Here is a 16759-nt window from a genome sequence, read left to right on the forward strand (position 1 = left end):
CACACTGGCGCCGCTGCGCGGACGCAGCCGAACTGGCCGACGCAACCGACGCACGACGAACCGACGCACGACGAACCGCACCGAGTTCACATCCGCATCCGACCCCGAGGAGGGGCCATGGCACAGCGCCCCACCATGCATGACGTCGCCGCCGCCGCCGGCGTATCGCAGGCCGTCGTGTCCCTCGTGCTCAGCGGATCGTCCGCCGGTCGGGCCTCCGAGACCACGGCCCAGCGCGTCCGAGATGCCGCCGCGAAACTCGGATACCGCACGAACCTGCAGGCCAAGAGCCTGAAAACGGGCGTCACGGAGATCATCGGGCTGGTTGGCGACGAGGTCGCCACGTCACCGTTCTCCGGCATGATGATCAAGGGCGCGCAGGACCGCGCCTGGCAGGATCAGCACACGCTGATGACCGTCGATACCGGCGGTGACGACGATCTCGAGCGCGCGGCGATCGAGACGATGCTGTCCCATCGGGTCCGCGGAATCATCTACACCGCGATGTACCACCGTGAAGTGACGGTCCCGGCCGCCGCCCTCGACACCCACGTCGTCTGCCTGAACGCTCGCGATCTCGACGGTCGAGCTCCCAGCGTCATCCCCGACGAGGTCACGGGAGGCTACGAGGCCACCCGCAGCCTTCTCGACGCCGGCCACACCCGCATCGCCATGGTCAACATCCACGACACGCTGCCTGCAGCCCGAGGTCGACGTGAGGGATACGAGCGGGCACTGCTCGAGGTGGGCATCGAGGTGGACCCGGAACTGGTCTACCAGGGTGAGGGCATCCAGCGCTCCGGCTTCGAGGCCGTCCGCCACCTGATGGCCCTGCCGGCGCCGCCCACCGCAATCTTCTGCGGCAACGACCGCAGCGCCCTCGGCGCCTATCAGGCACTGGCCGAGCTGAGCCTCCACGTCCCCGGCGACGTCTCCGTCGTCGGCTTCGACGACCAGGATCTGCTGCGCGACTTCTTCCATCCGGCGCTGACCACCGTCCACCTCCCCTTCGCCGAGATGGGCGACAAGGCCGCCGCCCTGGCGCTCGACCCCTCTGCGCCGGCGGACGTCCACCTGGTCCACTGCCCGGTCATCCACCGCAAGTCCGTTGCCCCGCCGAAAGGACGATGATGTCGCACTCGCTCACCGCCACCGATGTCGGAACCACGTCGCCGACCGATTCCGACCCCGGCGCTCCACCTCTGGGAGCATCGCCCGGGCCTCCGCCTCCGCGCGCCAGAAAGCACCTCCCGACCCGCATTTTTCAGGCCTGGCAGTTATACGTATTACTCGCCCCGGCGCTCATCTACCTCGTCGTCTTCAAGTACTGGCCGATGTACGGGGCCCAGATCGCGTTCCGCGACTACAACCCGGTCGACGGGTTCTTCTGGAGCCCTTGGGTGGGGTTGGACCACTTCGTCGCCTTCGTGACCTCGTTCCAGTTCGAACGGCTGGTCGCCAACACGCTGACGATCAACACCGTCGGCCTGCTGGTGGCGTTCCCGGTCCCGATCATCCTCGCCCTCATCGTGAACCAGCTGCCCAGCGAGCGGTTCAAGCGGATGACGCAGACGATCCTCTACGCGCCGTCCTTCATCTCCGTCGTGGTCATCGTGGGCATGATCCACCTGCTGTTCTCCCCCAGCTCCGGCATGGTGAACCACGCGATCTCCCTGCTGGGCGGCGAACCGATCTTCTTCATGGGGACGCCTGAGTGGTTCCGGCCCCTCTACATCGGCTCGGACATCTGGCAGAACGCCGGCTTCTCGATGATCATCTACCTCGCGGCGCTGACGGCCATCGATCCGTCGCTGCACGAGGCGGCCCGGATGGACGGCGCGAATCGTTTCCAGCGGATCCGGCACATCGACATCCCCGGGATCCTTCCCGTCATCACGATCCTGTTCATCCTCGCCGTGGGGAACATCTTCAACCTCGGGTTCGAGAAGGTCTATCTGATGCAGACGGACCTCAATCTCCCCACCTCCGAGGTCATCAACACCTACGTGTACAAGACCGGCCTGCAGAACGCCCAGTTCAGCTACTCAGCAGCCATCGGGCTCTTCAACTCCGTCCTCAACCTCCTGCTTCTCCTGACCTTCAACTGGGTCGCGAAGAAGGCCAACCAATCGAGCCTGTGGTGATGAACATGTCGAGCACCCTGTCCCCCGCGAAGAACTCCCCGCGCAGGGAGCCCTTCCACCGCCGCATGGCAGATCCTCTGTTCGGCGTGGTCACCTACGGCCTGATCGCCGTGGCGATCGTGCTGATCGTCTATCCGCTCTACTTCATCGTGATCGCGTCGATCTCCGACCCGAGCCTCGTCCAGCAGGGCAAGGTCGTCCTCTTCCCCCGGGGGATCACGTTCGACGGCTACCTGACCATCTTCGGGACCTCGACCATCGTGCGCGGGTTCGCGAACTCCGTGCTGTACACGGTGGTGGGCACCGCGCTCAGCGTGACCATGATCCTCACCGGCGCCTACGCCCTAAGCAGGAAGGACATGCCCGGACGCAACCTCTTCATGATCCTGTTCGTCATCACGATGTTCTTCGACGGCGGCATGATCGCCCGCTACCTCGTGGTGAAGGAGCTCGGCATGCTCAACACCATGTGGGCGGTCGTACTGCCCGGCGCAGTCGGGGTCTGGAACCTGATCATCGCCCGCACGTTCCTCCAGCAGAACCTCTCCCCAGAGCTGCGAGAGGCCGCCCAGCTCGACGGTGCCTCCGACTTCCGTTTCTTCTTCGGCATCGCGATCCCGCTGTCCAAGCCGCTCATCGTGCTGATGGTGATGATCCATCTCGTCGCGAACTGGAATGCGTTCTTCGACGCGATGATCTACCTCAACGACGAATCGAAGTATCCGCTGCAGCTCATCCTGCGAAATGTGCTCATCCAGTCCCAGGCCTCGGCCTCCGGGATGGACATGGCCTCCATGGACAGCACGGCCGCCGCCCAGAAGATGGGCGAGCTGCTCAAGTACTCGATGATCGTCGTCTCCACGATCCCGCTCCTGATCGCCTTCCCCTTCCTGCAGCGCCACTTCATCAAGGGCGCCACGCTCGGCGCTCTGAAGAGCTGACCCCGCATCCCCTCCCTGCATCACCCCCTCACTGCATCACCGTTACGAAGGAGTACCGCCATGCTTTCTCGCCGTCATTTCACCCTGTCCGCCACCGCTCTCGGCGTCACGATGCTCGGGGTCTCGGGCTGCTCCCGACCCTCGGAGCGCACCACCGAGGATCTCTCCTCCGACGTCGGCATGACTGACTCCGGCGTGCCGATCGTGACCGAGGAGCTGACCCTCGCCTTCGGCGGCGCGAAGTCCGCGCTGGCCCCGGACTTCGAGACGATGGAGCTGGTCAAGACCTGGAAAGACGATTCCGGCATCGAGATCACCTGGAACAACGAGCCCGACGAGGTCTGGGGGGAGAAGAAGAACCTGTTGCTGGCCAGCGGCGAGCTTCCCGACGCCCTGTTCAACACCGGGCTCTCCGATGCCGAGGTCGCCAAGTACGGGGCCAACGGCACCCTGATCGCCCTGGAGGACCTGATCGAGGAGAACGCCCCCACCCTGGCGGGGATCCTCGCGGAGCGACCGGACATCAAGGCCGCCATCACGGCATCCGACGGGCACATCTACACCCTGCCCTCCGTCGAGGAGATGGGCCTGGTCGAGTTCCCTCGCATGCTGTTCCTCAACACGGACTGGCTCGAGGAGTTCGACCTGGAGATGCCCACGACGGTAGAGGAGTACCACCAGGTTCTGCTGGCCTTCAAGGAGAATGTGCCCGGTGGCGTCCTTCCCCTGTCCTTCCTCGAGGTCAGCGACATCGCGGACCTGATCGCGGCGATCGGCGGGCAGCCCGACAACCCCGATCACCGCATCGTCCAGGACGGCAAGGTCATCTACACCGCGAACACCGAGGGCTTCCGCGACGCGATCGCCGAGCTCCACACCTGGTACGAGGAAGGACTCATCGACCAGGAGTCGTTCTCCCAGGACTACGTCAAGTTCGTCTCCAAGGGCAAGGCGGATCCGCAGACCCTGGGATCGTTCTACTTCTGGGAGATCCCGGAAGTGGTCGGCCCCGAGCGCGCGGACCAGTACGCGATCGTGCCGATCTTCCCCGGCCCCGACGGCGTCCAGCGGGCCAGCGTCGCCAACAACCAGGAGATCAACCGCGGCGCCTTCGCGATCAGCCGCACCAACGAGTACGCCGCCGCCACCCTGCGCTGGGCGGACATGCTCTTCGACCCGGTCATGAGCGCCCAGGCCAACTGGGGCCCGATCGGCATCTCGCAGGAGATCAACGACGACGGACTGCTCGAGCAGATCCCCGTGGGCGAGGGCGAGACCGAGCAGGAGCGTCGGGTGAAGGTCGCCCCCGGCGGCCCGAAGATCATCACCGCGAAGGACTTCGAGACGGTCGTGCTCGCGGAGCCCCGGGCCGCCGAGCGCCAGGCCCAGATCGCCGAGCACTATGAGCCCCATCGCGCCAACGAGAAGTACCCACCGGTCATGCTCTCGGTGGACGAGTTGAACCGGATCAGCACCATCGAGACGGACATCAACACCCTGGTCACCGAGAAGATCGCCACCTGGATCGTGAAGGGAGGCATCGAGGACCAGTGGGAAGGCTACGTCGCCCAGCTGGAGAGCATCGGCCTTCCCGAGGTCGTCGAGGTCTACCAGACTGCCTACGACCGTTTCACCTCGAACACCTGACCTCGAACACCCGATCACCCAGACGGCTCACCACCACGCTCCGCTCTGGACGCGGTGTCCCCAGCCGGCCCCACGACAATCGACTGAGAGACCATGACCATCACCTCCCCGTCCCGCCAGCGCACCGATCAGCATCGCCCGCAGTTCCATCTGACCCCCGAGGCCACCTGGATGAACGATCCCAACGGGCTCATCCACCACGACGGCGTCTGGCATGCGTTCTTCCAGAACAACCCCTTCGGCAGCACCTGGGGGAACATGTCCTGGGGCCACGCGGTCTCCGATGACCTCGCGACCTGGACCCACCTGCCGGTCGCACTCCTCTGCTCCGAGACGGAGATGATCTTCTCCGGGAGCATCGTCCATGACGCCGCGAACACCTCCGGCCTGGGGGCGCCGGGCGAGGACGGTCCGCTCGTGGCCTTCTACACGAGCGCGTACACGCCGGAGCATGCGACGGCTCCCGGCATCCAGGCGCAGTCGATCGCCTTCTCCTTCGACGGCGGCACGACCTGGGACTTCTACGCCGAGAACCCCGTGCTCACACGAGATTCGGAGAACTTCCGGGACCCGAAGGTGTTCTTCCATCCCGAGAGCGGCCGCTGGGTGATGGTCACGGTCGAGGCCCTGGACCACGCCGTTCATCTCCACACATCCACCGACCTGCTGTCCTGGGAGCCTGCCTCGACCGTCACGCACCCGGGGCTCGACGGCGGCATCTGGGAGTGTCCGGATCTCCTGCGGGTGCAGGTCCCGGGAACTGACCGGGCCCCCGGGCAGGAGGCATGGGTCCTGGTGATCAGCACCAACCCCGGTGGACCGGCCGGTGGATCCGGCACCTACGCGCTGATCGGCGACTTCGACGGGACCCGCTTCACGAGCGACGCGTCGCCGGTCCCCCTGGACCTGGGGCAGGACTGCTACGCGACGGTGTCCTTCTCGGGCGTGGACGGCGATCCGGTGCTGCTGGGCTGGATGAACAACTGGGCCTATGCGGAGCAGACTCCGACCGCGCCGTGGCGCTCGGCGATGACGCTGCCGCGGACCCTCCACGTGGAGCCGGCCGCGGACGGGACGCTCCACGTGGTCCAGCACGCGATCGTCCCGGGGGGTCTGCGATCCGTGGATCTCGACGCCGCGGTCGACGGGGAGCCCGTCCAGCTGGACGCGGACGAGCCCTTCCTTCTGCGAGGAACCCTCTCCCCGCAGGGGGCACGACGGATCGTGCTCCGGTTTGGTGCCGGACCGGCGCAGCGCGAGCTCGTGCTGGGCCTGGACCCGGAGGGGCACGTGGTCCTGGACCGCAGCCGCGCGCACCTCGAGCCCTTCGCTCCCGACCATTCCCGGTCACTGCCCTACAGCCCCCTGGCAGGAGCCGAGGGCGTCGCCTTCGACCTGGTCGTGGACCGCTCCTGCGTGGACCTCGAGCTCGATGGCGGCCGCGCCATGGTCTCCCAGCAGATCTTCCCCGCTGCCGATACCGTCGCCGTGCTGGTCGAGCGCTCGGCATGAGCGACCTGACCGTGCTGGTCGTCGGCGAAGCGCTCACCGACGTGGTGATCGGGGCCGACGGCGCCGAGGAGGCGCGTCCGGGCGGCAGTCCGGCCAACATCGCCGTGGGGCTCGCGCGGCTCGGGGTGGCGACCGATCTGCTGTGCCGGATCGGGCCGGACGCCTACGGGGACGAGCTGCGCAGCCATCTCGAGCAGGCGGGCGTCGGCCTGGTACCAGCCATCTCGGCCGGGCCCGATCGCACCTCCACAGCCGTGGCCCGGATCGGCCCCGACGGTGCGGCGATCTACTCCTTCGACATCGACTGGGACCCGGGCCCGATCAGCGTCGGTGAGGTGCGGGTGCTTCATACGGGGTCGCTGGCGATGGTTCTGGAGCCCGGTGCGTCCGAGGTCTCGGCCGCACTCTCCGCGGCCACCCCCTCCACGCTCGTCTCCCTCGACCCCAACATCCGGCCGTCCCTCGGCCTTTCCCGGGACGAGGCGCTGGCACGGTTCGAGGTCGCCATCGGCCACGCCCACTTGGTCAAGATGAGCGACGAGGACCTCGAGTGGCTGTACCCGGGCGCGTCGCCGGGCGAGGTCGCGGCGAGGATGCACGGGGCCGGGGTGCGGCTGTTCGTGGTCACCCTCGGTGCGTGCGGATGCTTCCTCAGCACCGCCGAGTGGTCTGGCCGGATGCCGGCCGAGCCGACGACGATGGTGGACACGATCGGTGCAGGCGACGCCTTCATGTCCGGGCTGCTGTACGCCGTGCTCTCGAAGGACGGCGACGAGTCCGTGCGCACCGGTGACCTGCGCCGGCGGACGGTCGAGGGCTGGGCCCGCATCGCGCTCCGCAGCGCCGCGCTCACCGTGGGGCGTCACGGCGCCCAGCCCCCGCACCTCGCCGAGCTGCGGACGCGAACGCAGACGCAGACGCAGACGCAGACGCAGACGCAGAACGCTTCCTGATGATCGCCCCGTCCGCCCGCGGCCGGGGCGCATACTGAGAGCGACGCCGCCGCTTCGACGACGCCGCACCTCGGGTGGGCGGGTCCGATCCCGCTCCAGGAAGGATCGTCTGATGAGCGAGCAGCCAGCCATCCCCCCGCAGGCCCCGACCGTCGCGCCATCCGGTCCCCCGCCGACACCGCAGGCACCGTCGGTTCCCCCGCGGATGCCGCAGGCATCGTCGGGTCCGCACCCCGGACCGGCCCCGTCGCTGACCGCGGCTCCATCGTCAGGCACCGCGGGCACCGCCCGCTACCCCTGGTACCTGCGCTTCGCGTGGATCCTCGCGCTGGTGGCCGGGATCATCGCGTATGTGGCGACGTTCGTGATCATGCTGCTGACCCGGAACCCCACGATGCTGCCCACCGTGCTGCTGGTCGGCGCCGCGACCATCCCCCTCACGGTCCTGCTGTTCGCGCAGTCCAGCCGGGTGGGCCCGCTCGTGCCCACCCGCACCGTCCTGGTGACGGTCGCGCTGGGCGGGCTGTTCGGGATCTGCGCCGCCGGCCTGGAGGAGACCATCGCCGGCCTGCTCCTGGGCAAGGCCTCGATCCTGCTGGTCGGCGTGATCGAGGAGACCGCGAAGCTCGTGGTCCCGTTGATCGTGCTGGGCCTGGCCCATCGCAGCACCCGGGGCGGGGGCGTCGTGATCGGCATCGCGGCCGGCACCGGGTTCGCGGTCCTGGAGACCATGGGCTACGGGTTCAACGCCCTGCTGTCCAGGAGCGGCGGACTCGGCGCGCTCGACTCGACCCTGATCCTCCGCGGCATCCTCGTGCCGGCCGGGCACGTGGCCTGGACCGGCGCGATCTGCGCGGCCCTGTGGTTCCTGGTGGAGACCTCCCACAAGCTGCGCGGCGTGCTCGCCCTGGCCGTCGCCTACGTCGGCGCGATCGTGATGCACACCGCCTGGGATGCGACCACCAGCGGGATCCTCCACATCCTGATCGGTGTGATCAGCGTCGGCGCCCTGCTGACGCTCACGATCCTCGCCCATCGCGCCTTCGTGCGGCGGGCCCTTCCGCCCGCCGGGAAGGTGGCCGCCGGAACCCGTTCGACTGGCGGGGAATACACCATCCCCTCCCCTCGTTGAAAATTCACGTCAACGGCTCTCGGCACGAGCGTCGGTCGACCGGCACCGCACCCCACCAGGCCGCGTCCGCCAGCAGGCGAGGAGAACACCATGAAGAAGAACATCCACCCCGAGTACCGCCCCGTCGTCTTCCGTGACGCGAGCGCCCACCACTCGTTCCTCACCAACTCCACCCGTACGTCGTCCACCACGGTGACCTGGGAGGACGGCAAGGAGTACCCGGTGATCGACATCGAGATCTCCTCCGCCTCGCACCCCTTCCACACCGGCCGCGCCGCCGTGCGCGACGCCGCGGGCCGGATCGAGCAGTTCCGTCGCCGCTACGGCCGCACCGGGGTCCTGACCGCCTGACCGCGTCCGGTCAGACGGTCGCGTCCCGGGCCCCCAACCACGGCGCAAGGTGATCCTCGGCGCCGAGCCACGGGGCAAGACCGTCGGACCACTCGTCCGCCGTGAGCAGGCTGCGCCCGAAGGCCCCGCGCACCCGCTCCCGATCGGCCGGGTCGACGCCGGTGACCACCAGGCGCGTCGTGGGCAGCTCGAGACCCGCCTTCCACACGGCGCCGACGGAGACCTGACCGCCGGCGCCGTCCCATTGGCAGATGCTGTCGGGCCGGTCAGGGACCCAGAACCGACCCCGGCTGCGCAGCTTCCCGGATCCCAGGTCCTCGATGTTCTCGAGCAGGCGCTGCGGATGGAACGGTCGCCGGGAGGTGAGGTCGAGCGTCCAGGTGCCGTGCGCGGTCAGGCCGCCGTAGGGCTCGACGTATCGCATGTCGCGTCGGCGCAGGCCGACGAGATGATCGAGGTGCCCTCCGAGAACCTGGTCGAGCCCGACCTCGTGCGGCCCGGCTGCGAGGATCTGATCCGGGGCACGCAGATGCTCCAGCAGCTCAGCGCCCTCCGAGCGAGGATCTCCGTCCACGACGAGCAGGTCGGAGTATTCGATCTGCGCGGCGAGCGCCTCGCCGACGCTTCGCTGGTCCCCGTCGGCCCATTGCACGCCGCGCTCGGCGAGCGTGGCGTCCCCGAGCAGATCATCCAGTGCGGAGTCGGAGGAGAGCACCGCAGCGGCACCTGCGAGATGCCAGCGGTCCTGATGGGGCTGCAGAGTTCCCACCACGACCGTGGGATCGGCGCTGAGGGGAGGTGCGAGCAGCACACCGGCGCACCGGGGATCCCCCGCGAGACGGGCCAGGGTCGGCACGGCGTCCTCGCGCATGGCGCAGGAGACGCACGGGTGCTCGAGGTGGATGACCTCGTCCTCGATCACACCGTCGGCCCGCAGGATCAGGCGGCGCAGTGCGGCAGAGGCCGCATCCACCTCGTAGCGGAGCTCGACCACGCCCTGGCCGTCGAGCAGCAGGCTCGCGACCAGCGCATCCCGGAGCACCGGATCGATGGCCGTGACCACGGCGACAGGCAGGGAATGCCCATCACCCCGCGGTCGTTGAAACTGATCGAACCCGTGGACGTCGGTCATGCCGACACCACCTTCCTTACTTGACGATAACGATTCTCATTAATAGTATCGCTGAGCATGTCCCAGCACTGTCAAGTCACCGGAGCCGCACCGAGCTTCGGGAAGTCCATCTCCCACTCGCATCGACGCACCTCGCGCCGGTTCGACCCCAACATCCAGCGCAAGCGGTTCTACGTCCCGTCCCTGGGCCGCACCGTGAGGCTCCGAGTCTCCGTACGCGGCCTGCGCACCATCGATCGCCGCGGGATCGAGGCCGTCGTGGCCGAGATCCGTTCCCGCGGCGAGAAGATCTGAAAGGAGCCATACCCATGGCCAGGAAGAACGACGTGCGCGGCACCGTGAAGCTGCGCTCCACCGCCGGCACCGGCTACACGTACATGACCAGCAAGAACCGCCGGAACACCCCGGATCGGCTCTCTGCCCGCAAGTTCGATCCGCGCGCTCGCGCCGTCGTCGAGTTCCGCGAGGAGCGCTGATGGCGAAGACCTCGAAGATCGCCGCTGACCAGCGCCGACGGAGGACCGTCGCCCGGCACGCCGAGCACCGCGCCGCCCTCAAGGCCGCGATCAAGGACCCGTCGACGACCCTCGCCGAGAAGGTCCAGGCCCAACGTGCCCTGCAGCGTCTACCACGGGACGCCAGCCCCACCCGCCTGCGCAACCGCGACGCGATCGACGGCAGGCCCCGCGGCTACCTGCGGACCTTCGGGCTCTCGAGAGTCCACTTCCGGGCCGCAGCCCACCGCGGTGAGCTGCCCGGCATCACGAAATCCAGCTGGTGACCACGACGCGCCGCGGTGAGGAACCGGGCCCGTCCGGTCGCCTGCCAGCCACAACAACAACCCCAACCACAACGTTCCGGTGAGAGATCACCCGGAGAGGACTCGACCATGAAGACAGCTATCCATCCCGAGTACCGCAGCGTCGTCTTCCGCGACGCGAGCGCCGACTTCTCGTTCCTGACCCGCTCCACCCGTACCTCCGACAAGAGGGTGACCTGGGAGGACGGCAGGGAGTACCCCGTGATCGACGTCGAGGTCTCCTCGGCTTCCCACCCCTTCTACACCGGCAAGGCGACCGTGCTCGACACCGCAGGCCGGGTCGAGAAGTTCCGTCGTCGCTACGGGAAGTCCGCCCCTCAGCCGGCCGCCGCTGACGATGCCGGTGCCGGTGCCGGTGCCGCAGAGACTGCGGGTGCCTGATGAAGGTTCGCTCCTCGCTGCGGTCCCTGATCCGCAAGCCCGGCGCCCAGGTGGTGCGTCGCCGCGGCCGGATCTACGTGATCAACACGAAGGACCCCCGGTTCAAGGGTCGGCAGAAGGGCTGATCCGACGGGCAGGTCCCGATGCCCGGCGCCCTTGATCGAGCCGTACGTTCTGTGCAGACAGGCCTCACTCTCCGTACAGAACGCACGGCTCGTTCTGTCGTCAGGACGGGTCGGTGGCTCTCTGTCGTCAGGACGGGATGAGGTTCTCGCCTGAGCGACGGCGGGCTGATCTTGTGCTCCCCTTCCTGCCCTTGACCCCGCGCACTACCGTAGAAGCACGCCCATACCGGACGTGCCGAGGAAAGGCGCCTCCCATGACGACACCACCAGCGACGACGGAGTCGGCCACGTCGCAGTCATCGACTGCAGCGACGGAGAAGGGTCTGCCGCTGCTGGAGACAGACGTGCTCGTCGTCGGCGCCGGGCCCACCGGACTGATGGCCGCCCTGGTCCTATCCCGGCGCGGGGTGCCTGCCCTCGTGATCGACGCCAAGGCCGGACCCACGCGGGAGTCGCGAGCGATCGTGGTCCAGGCGCGCAGCATGGAGATCTACGACCAGCTGGGTCTCGCGCAGGAGGTGATCGACGGGGCCGTGGCCGCGGAGGGCATGCAGATCCGTGCGGAGAGCGCGTCGGGCGGTCTGCTGTCGAGCGCGAGCGGCGTCGACATCGAGCGCATGCAGCAGGGTCAGACTCCGTTCCCCGGAGTCCAGGTCTTCGAGCAGTCCCGGAACGAGGAGCTGCTGGCCCGGGTCCTCGCCGACGAGGGCCGTCCGGTCCTGTGGCGGCATGCGCTGGAGTCGCTGGACGCACCCTCCGGAAGCCCGGTCGAAGCACTGGTCAGCAGCCCGGACGGGCCGCTGCGGATCCGGGCGCGCTGGTGCATCGGCGCCGATGGGGCGAGCTCGACCGTGCGCCACGAGCTGGGCCTGCCCTTCGACGGTGTCACCGATGACGCGACGTTCTGCGTGGCAGATCTCCACGGCGTCACCGGGCTGCCCGACAAGTCCCTGGCCGCCCGCTTCGGGGACGAGAAGTTCGCGGTCCTGTTCCCGCTCGGGCCCGGCGGCCATGTGCGGCTGATCTGGCTGCACGGCGATGAGCATCCCGAGCAGGAATCTGCCCTCGCGGAGGCCCGCGCCGACCTCGACATCGACTACGACAGGGTCGACTGGTTCTCCACCTACCGCGTGCACCACCGCATCGCCCCGCGCTTCCGGCAGGGTGCCGCCTTCCTCGCCGGCGATGCCGGGCACGTGCATTCACCCCTCGGCGGCCAGGGCATGAACACCGGCCTGCAGGATGCCCACCACCTCGCGCACCTGCTGGCCGACGTCACCTCCGGGCGGTGCACCGAGGCGGCTCTGGACCGCTACGACAGCGAGCGTCGACCCGTCGCGACGACCCTGATCACCGCCACCGACCGCGCCTTCGGGCTCGTCGCCCGACCCGGCCGCGGCACGGCCTTCCTGCGCCGACGGGCCCGGGATGTGATGGCCGAGCTCGCGCCGCGGCTGCTCAGCACGCGTCTCGGCCCCTACGTCGGCGGCCTGCTCGGCCAGTACCGGATCCGCTACCACCCGGTGCCCGCGGAGGCGCCGGTGCCGCAGTGGGCCACCGATCCCGCCGTCGGCCTGCGCCTTCCCCCGACCGCGGAGAACGCCGAGGCCCTGCGCGCGATGAGCTGGCAGCTCCACACCTATGGGGCCGACGCCGGCCGGCCGATCGACGTCCCGACCTGGGTCGATGGACCGCTGAACTTCTCCCCGGACCCCCAGGCCCGGCTCCGCACGGATCGGCTGTATCTCGTGCGGCCCGACGGCTACGTGGCCGCGTCGCTCCCGGTGCACGCCGGCTCCTCCGCCGTCCATGAGGTGCGAGCGGCCCTCGCGGCCTACGACGTCATCGCATGACCGGTGGGCCCGGCGTCGAACGGCGGGCTCGACCTCGGTGCGCCGGGACGAGAGCGCACGACCCCACACATAGGGTGCCGGGATGGACCTCCACGACATCGCCGCCCGGATCGAGAAGCTCTCCACCCAGTACGCGGAGGTCTACGGCATCGAACGCTCCGGCGAATGGGCGCTGCTCAAGCTCACCGAGGAGGTCGGGGAGCTCGCGCAGGCGCACCTGACCGCGACCGGGCAGAGCCGCGACCGCGGGCTGGCGGCCGATGCTCAGCGGAAGGTGCTGGCCGACGAGGTGGGCGACGTGCTCGGCATGTGCCTGGTCTATGCGCAGCAGATGGGCATCGACCCGGTCGAGGCAGTCACCGAGAAATGGTTCCAGTACGAGCGCGCGGTGCCGGCGCGGGATTCGGCGGGCACGGGGCCGACGGGAACGGCCGCGGCCACCGGCGTCGGATCAGCCGCGACCACGGGTGCCGGACCGGCCGCGGCCACCGGCGTCGGACCGGCCGCGACCACGGGCGCCGGATCATGAGCCTCGGGGTCTCGATCAAAGCCGTCCTGCTGGACGCCGACGGCCGCGTGCTGCTGGGACGGAACCCGCGTCAGGAATGGGAGCTGCTGGGCGGCCGGCCCGACCCCGAGGACGCCTCGCCCCAGGACACGCTGCGGCGCGAGCTCCTCGAGGAGGCCGGCCTCGCGGTCGACGTCGGCCCGATCCTGGACTCGTGGATCTACGACCTCGGCGAGCTGGGACGGGTCTGCATCGTCACCTACCGCGCGACCCTCCCCAACAGCTCGTCGCTGCAGGTCAGCGAGGAGCACTCCGATCTGCGCTGGTTCACGGCCGACGAGGTGCTCACCGCCCCGATGCCGCAGGGCTACAAGGACTCCGTCCGCAGGGCGCGTTGACGGGACGGCGGGCTCCCTGACGGGACGGCGGGCGCACTGACGGGCCGGCGTCAGGCCTTCAGCCCGTAGTGGTCGGCGACCGTCCGGGACAGATCCTTGGCCTCCTCGGCGGTCGGCGCCTCGGCGAACACCCGGATGACCGGCTCGGTGCCGGAGAAGCGGATGGTCAGCCAGGAGTCGTCGGCGAAGTACACCTTGCAGCCGTCCTCCCAGGAGGTCCGGTCGATCTCCCGCTCGAAGCCGGGCAGATCGTGCTCCTCGAAGATCCGTCGCTGCAGCTCGTCGCGGCGCGCGGGCGTGTAGCCGTAGGAGGACTCCTCCATCACCAGCTCGCCGTAGCGCGCCACGAGGTCCGCATAGATCGCCGAGAGCGTCTTCCCGGAGCGGGCCACCATCTCCACCAGCAGGCTGCCGGCGTAGATGCCGTCCTTCCCGGGGATGTGGCCGCGCACGGTGAGCCCGCCGGAGGACTCGCCGCCGATGACGGCGTCCGTCTCCGCCATCTTCGAGCTGATCCATTTGAAGCCCACGGGGACCTCGTGGCAGACCTCGCCATGAGCGGCGGCGACCCGATCCAGCAGGTGCGTGGTCGAGAGGTTGCGGACCACGGGCCCGCTCCACCCCTTGCCGGTGAGCAGGTACTCGTACAGCAGCACGAGCACCTGGTTGGGGCTGAGGTAGTTCCCGAGGTCGTCGATGATGCCGAGCCGGTCCGCGTCGCCGTCGGTGGCGATGCCGAGGTCTGCACCCTGATCCAGGACCGCCTGGCGCAGCGGCGAGAGCGAGCCCTCCGCGGGGGACGGCATGCGGCCGCCGAACAGCGGATCGTGGCGGGCGTTGATGACGGAGACCTCGCAGCGGGCGCTGACGAGGATCGTCTGCAGGCTGGTCTGGGCCACGCCGAACATGGGGTCCAGCACCACCGAGAGGTGGGCGTGGCGGATGGCGTCCAGATCCAGCTGCTCGATGATCGCGTCGAGATACCAGTTGATCGAGCTCTGCTGGGTGACCAGCGGGCTGTCCGCCACCTCGTGCGGGGCCAGGGAGCGCACCGCAGCCGGGTCCAGGGTCCTGACGTGCGCGGTGATCTCGTCGGTGACCTCGAGCTCGGCATCGCGACCACCCTCGGTGAACACCTTGATGCCGTTGTACAGAGCGGGATTGTGGGAGGCCGTGACCGTGATCCCGTAGGCGCTGCCCTTCTGCTTCACGGTCCACATGCACATCGGGGTGGGGACCGGGCGGGTGATCACGGTGACCGGCACGTCATTGCCGGCGAGCACCTCGATCGCCCACCAGGCGGCGACATCGGAGAGGAAGCGACGGTCGTAGCTGAGCACGACTCCGCGCTCGACCACTCCCTCGTCATGCATCCTGTCGGCGAGCCCCTGCGCGAGCAGGCGGACGTTCTCCCGGGTGAACTCGTCGCCGATGATGGCGCGCCAGCCGCCGGTGCCGAACTCGATCATGGGAAATCCTCCTGGGGTAGCGGTGTTCTCCGGGGTCGTCGCGATGCGCTCAGACCGCGACTGTCCGGGTGTTCTGGGGAGCCTGCTGGCCGCCGTCGAAGTACTCGACGACGTCGGCGGGGACGGGCGGGATGTCGTAGGGGACGCCGCCGTTCCGGATCGACTCGGCCCCGTAGACGCCGGTCGCCACGGCCTCCCGGGCCGCGATGACGGAGACGTCGGTGATCCCGCCCTCGCGGGCGAAGCGCAGGAACTCTGCGACCAGGCTCGGGTCGGCGCCACCGTGGCCGCCGTCGGCCCGCGCGATGACCTCGACCGCGTCGGGGCGGCCGGGCCCGGAGCGGCGGGACTCCCAGATGTGGATCTGGTCGCCGCTGCCGTCTCCCATGTTCTCGATCCGTCCGGCGTCGCCGATGACGGTGTAGTTGCGCCAGTAGTCGGGGGTGAAGTGGCACTGCTCGTAGGAGGCGAGCACCCCGTTGTCGAGCGTCATGCTCAGCATCGAGATGTCCTCGACGTCCACGACGGGGTTGAGCTCCTTCTGCTCCGTGGGCGGCCAGTTGTCCTCGTCGTACCAGTCCCACATGCGACGGTCGGAGTTGTCGCGGCGATCGGTGACGTCTCCGTAGACGGCGAGGTCGCCGATGCCGGAGACGCGGCGCGTGTAGCCGCCGGCCAGCCAGTGGATCACGTCGATGTCGTGGGCGCCCTTCTGCAGCAGCAGAGAGGTCGCCTTGGAGCGGTCCGCGTGCCAGTCCTTGAAGTAGAAGTCGCCGCCCGTGCCCACGAAGTGGCGGCACCAGATCGCCCGCACCCGGCCGATGCGCCCAGAGTCGACGATGGCCTTCATCTGCCGGATCACCGGCATGTGGCGCATGTTGTGGCCGACGAACAGGCGCGTGCGCTTCTCCATCGCGAGGGCGAGCATCGCGTCGGTGTCCTCGACCCGGATCGCCATGGGCTTCTCCGAGAAGGTGGGGATGCCGGCGGCGAGCGTCTTCAGCGCGACCTCGGCGTGGGCGAAGTCGGGGGTCAGGATCATGACCGCGTCGACCTCGTGCTCCGCGAGCAGCTGGTCGACGTCGTCGACGGTCGCGACGTCGTCCCCGAACAGCTCGCGGGCCGAGTCCTTGCTGCGAGGCGTCGGGTCGGCCACGACCGTGACGCGGGATCCCTCCCCCGGCTGGTGGGCGTGGCGGGCGAGGCCGCCTCGGGCGCCGAAGCCGACGACTCCGATCTTGAGGTCAGACATGAAGGGAACCACTTTCGATGAGGTGCATGACGCGCTTCGTCCCATCCTCCCCCGAGCAGGGTCGGCGCGGGAGGCGAACGCTCCACGAGTTTGAACCGATTTACAAAGTAGGTGAAAGCATTTACTCTCGATCTCACCCTG

Annotated in this window: 19 protein-coding genes; 16 read left to right on the plus strand and 3 right to left on the minus strand. The window is 68.9% G+C overall.

Annotated elements, in window-relative coordinates; translation table 11 throughout:
• Positions 1-117: 117 nt before the first annotated feature.
• The 8 genes from ACT3T5_RS12980 to ACT3T5_RS13015 all read left to right on the plus strand — a co-directional run bounded on the left by ACT3T5_RS12980 (position 118) and on the right by ACT3T5_RS13015 (position 8680).
• On the plus strand, positions 118-1131 hold the full coding sequence (locus ACT3T5_RS12980) for a LacI family DNA-binding transcriptional regulator (protein ID WP_444594536.1): 1014 nt from the start codon (positions 118-120) through the stop codon (positions 1129-1131).
• Positions 1128-2144, plus strand: a complete 1017-nt coding sequence (locus ACT3T5_RS12985) for an ABC transporter permease (RefSeq protein ID WP_444594537.1) — start codon at positions 1128-1130, stop codon at positions 2142-2144. The genes ACT3T5_RS12980 and ACT3T5_RS12985 overlap by 4 nt, the downstream gene beginning before the upstream one ends.
• The gene (locus tag ACT3T5_RS12990) at positions 2144-3085 is read left to right on the plus strand and encodes a carbohydrate ABC transporter permease (protein WP_193116633.1); all 942 of its coding nucleotides are present in this window, start codon (positions 2144-2146) and stop codon (positions 3083-3085) included. The genes ACT3T5_RS12985 and ACT3T5_RS12990 overlap by 1 nt, the downstream gene beginning before the upstream one ends.
• A gap of 60 nt (positions 3086-3145) precedes the next feature.
• Positions 3146-4732, plus strand: coding sequence for an extracellular solute-binding protein (locus ACT3T5_RS12995; protein ID WP_193116632.1), 1587 nt, complete (start codon positions 3146-3148; stop codon positions 4730-4732).
• 93 nt (positions 4733-4825) lie between these two features.
• Positions 4826-6244 carry a GH32 C-terminal domain-containing protein gene (locus ACT3T5_RS13000; protein ID WP_444594538.1) on the plus strand — a complete coding sequence of 473 codons (1419 nt, stop codon included), beginning with the start codon at positions 4826-4828 and terminating at the stop codon, positions 6242-6244.
• Positions 6241-7197, plus strand: coding sequence for a carbohydrate kinase family protein (locus ACT3T5_RS13005; protein ID WP_444594539.1), 957 nt, complete (start codon positions 6241-6243; stop codon positions 7195-7197). The genes ACT3T5_RS13000 and ACT3T5_RS13005 overlap by 4 nt, the downstream gene beginning before the upstream one ends.
• Before the next feature lie 112 nt (positions 7198-7309).
• Positions 7310-8329: a PrsW family glutamic-type intramembrane protease gene (locus ACT3T5_RS13010; protein ID WP_444594540.1), complete on the plus strand. Its 1020-nt coding sequence runs from the start codon at positions 7310-7312 to the stop codon at positions 8327-8329.
• Between the two features lie 90 nt (positions 8330-8419).
• On the plus strand, positions 8420-8680 hold the full coding sequence (locus tag ACT3T5_RS13015; RefSeq protein WP_193116628.1) for a type B 50S ribosomal protein L31: 261 nt from the start codon (positions 8420-8422) through the stop codon (positions 8678-8680).
• Positions 8681-8690: 10 nt separating this feature from the next.
• Here the strand turns inward: ACT3T5_RS13015 and ACT3T5_RS13020 are convergent, their stop codons facing one another.
• Entirely contained in the window at positions 8691-9812 is a 1122-nt protein-coding gene (locus ACT3T5_RS13020) for a CobW family GTP-binding protein (protein ID WP_343924659.1), read from the minus strand.
• Between the two features lie 57 nt (positions 9813-9869).
• Between ACT3T5_RS13020 and rpmB the strand changes: the two genes are divergently transcribed.
• From rpmB to ACT3T5_RS13060, 8 genes are all read left to right on the plus strand, one after another.
• Positions 9870-10106 carry a 50S ribosomal protein L28 gene (rpmB, locus tag ACT3T5_RS13025; protein ID WP_193116626.1) on the plus strand — a complete coding sequence of 79 codons (237 nt, stop codon included), beginning with the start codon at positions 9870-9872 and terminating at the stop codon, positions 10104-10106.
• Positions 10107-10120: 14 nt separating this feature from the next.
• Positions 10121-10288, plus strand: coding sequence for a 50S ribosomal protein L33 (rpmG, locus tag ACT3T5_RS13030; RefSeq protein WP_193116625.1), 168 nt, complete (start codon positions 10121-10123; stop codon positions 10286-10288).
• Positions 10288-10593, plus strand: a complete 306-nt coding sequence (rpsN, locus tag ACT3T5_RS13035; protein WP_444594541.1) for a 30S ribosomal protein S14 — start codon at positions 10288-10290, stop codon at positions 10591-10593. The genes rpmG and rpsN overlap by 1 nt, the downstream gene beginning before the upstream one ends.
• Positions 10594-10701: 108 nt before the next feature.
• Entirely contained in the window at positions 10702-11013 is a 312-nt protein-coding gene (locus ACT3T5_RS13040) for a type B 50S ribosomal protein L31 (RefSeq protein ID WP_441448185.1), read from the plus strand.
• Positions 11013-11138 (plus strand): 50S ribosomal protein L36, encoded by a 126-nt coding sequence (gene rpmJ, locus ACT3T5_RS13045; protein ID WP_193116622.1) that lies wholly within the window; start codon positions 11013-11015, stop codon positions 11136-11138. Before ACT3T5_RS13040 ends, rpmJ begins: the two co-directional genes overlap by 1 nt.
• 254 nt (positions 11139-11392) lie before the next feature.
• Positions 11393-12991 (plus strand): FAD-dependent monooxygenase, encoded by a 1599-nt coding sequence (locus ACT3T5_RS13050; protein ID WP_444594542.1) that lies wholly within the window; start codon positions 11393-11395, stop codon positions 12989-12991.
• 82 nt (positions 12992-13073) lie between these two features.
• Positions 13074-13520, plus strand: a complete 447-nt coding sequence (locus ACT3T5_RS13055; protein WP_193116620.1) for a MazG nucleotide pyrophosphohydrolase domain-containing protein — start codon at positions 13074-13076, stop codon at positions 13518-13520.
• Positions 13517-13897 carry an NUDIX domain-containing protein gene (locus tag ACT3T5_RS13060; protein ID WP_444594543.1) on the plus strand — a complete coding sequence of 127 codons (381 nt, stop codon included), beginning with the start codon at positions 13517-13519 and terminating at the stop codon, positions 13895-13897. Before ACT3T5_RS13055 ends, ACT3T5_RS13060 begins: the two co-directional genes overlap by 4 nt.
• A gap of 50 nt (positions 13898-13947) precedes the next feature.
• Here the strand turns inward: ACT3T5_RS13060 and ACT3T5_RS13065 are convergent, their stop codons facing one another.
• Both ACT3T5_RS13065 and ACT3T5_RS13070 read right to left on the minus strand, forming a co-directional pair.
• Positions 13948-15366 (minus strand): phosphoglucomutase/phosphomannomutase family protein, encoded by a 1419-nt coding sequence (locus ACT3T5_RS13065; RefSeq protein WP_193116618.1) that lies wholly within the window; start codon positions 15364-15366, stop codon positions 13948-13950.
• Positions 15367-15415: 49 nt separating this feature from the next.
• The gene (locus ACT3T5_RS13070; RefSeq protein WP_444594544.1) at positions 15416-16618 is read right to left on the minus strand and encodes a Gfo/Idh/MocA family protein; all 1203 of its coding nucleotides are present in this window, start codon (positions 16616-16618) and stop codon (positions 15416-15418) included.
• Positions 16619-16759: the final 141 nt, after the last annotated feature.

Origin of the sequence: Brachybacterium sp. AOP3-A1-3 (assembly GCF_052378285.1) — a bacterium.
Taxonomy (GTDB): domain Bacteria; phylum Actinomycetota; class Actinomycetes; order Actinomycetales; family Dermabacteraceae; genus Brachybacterium.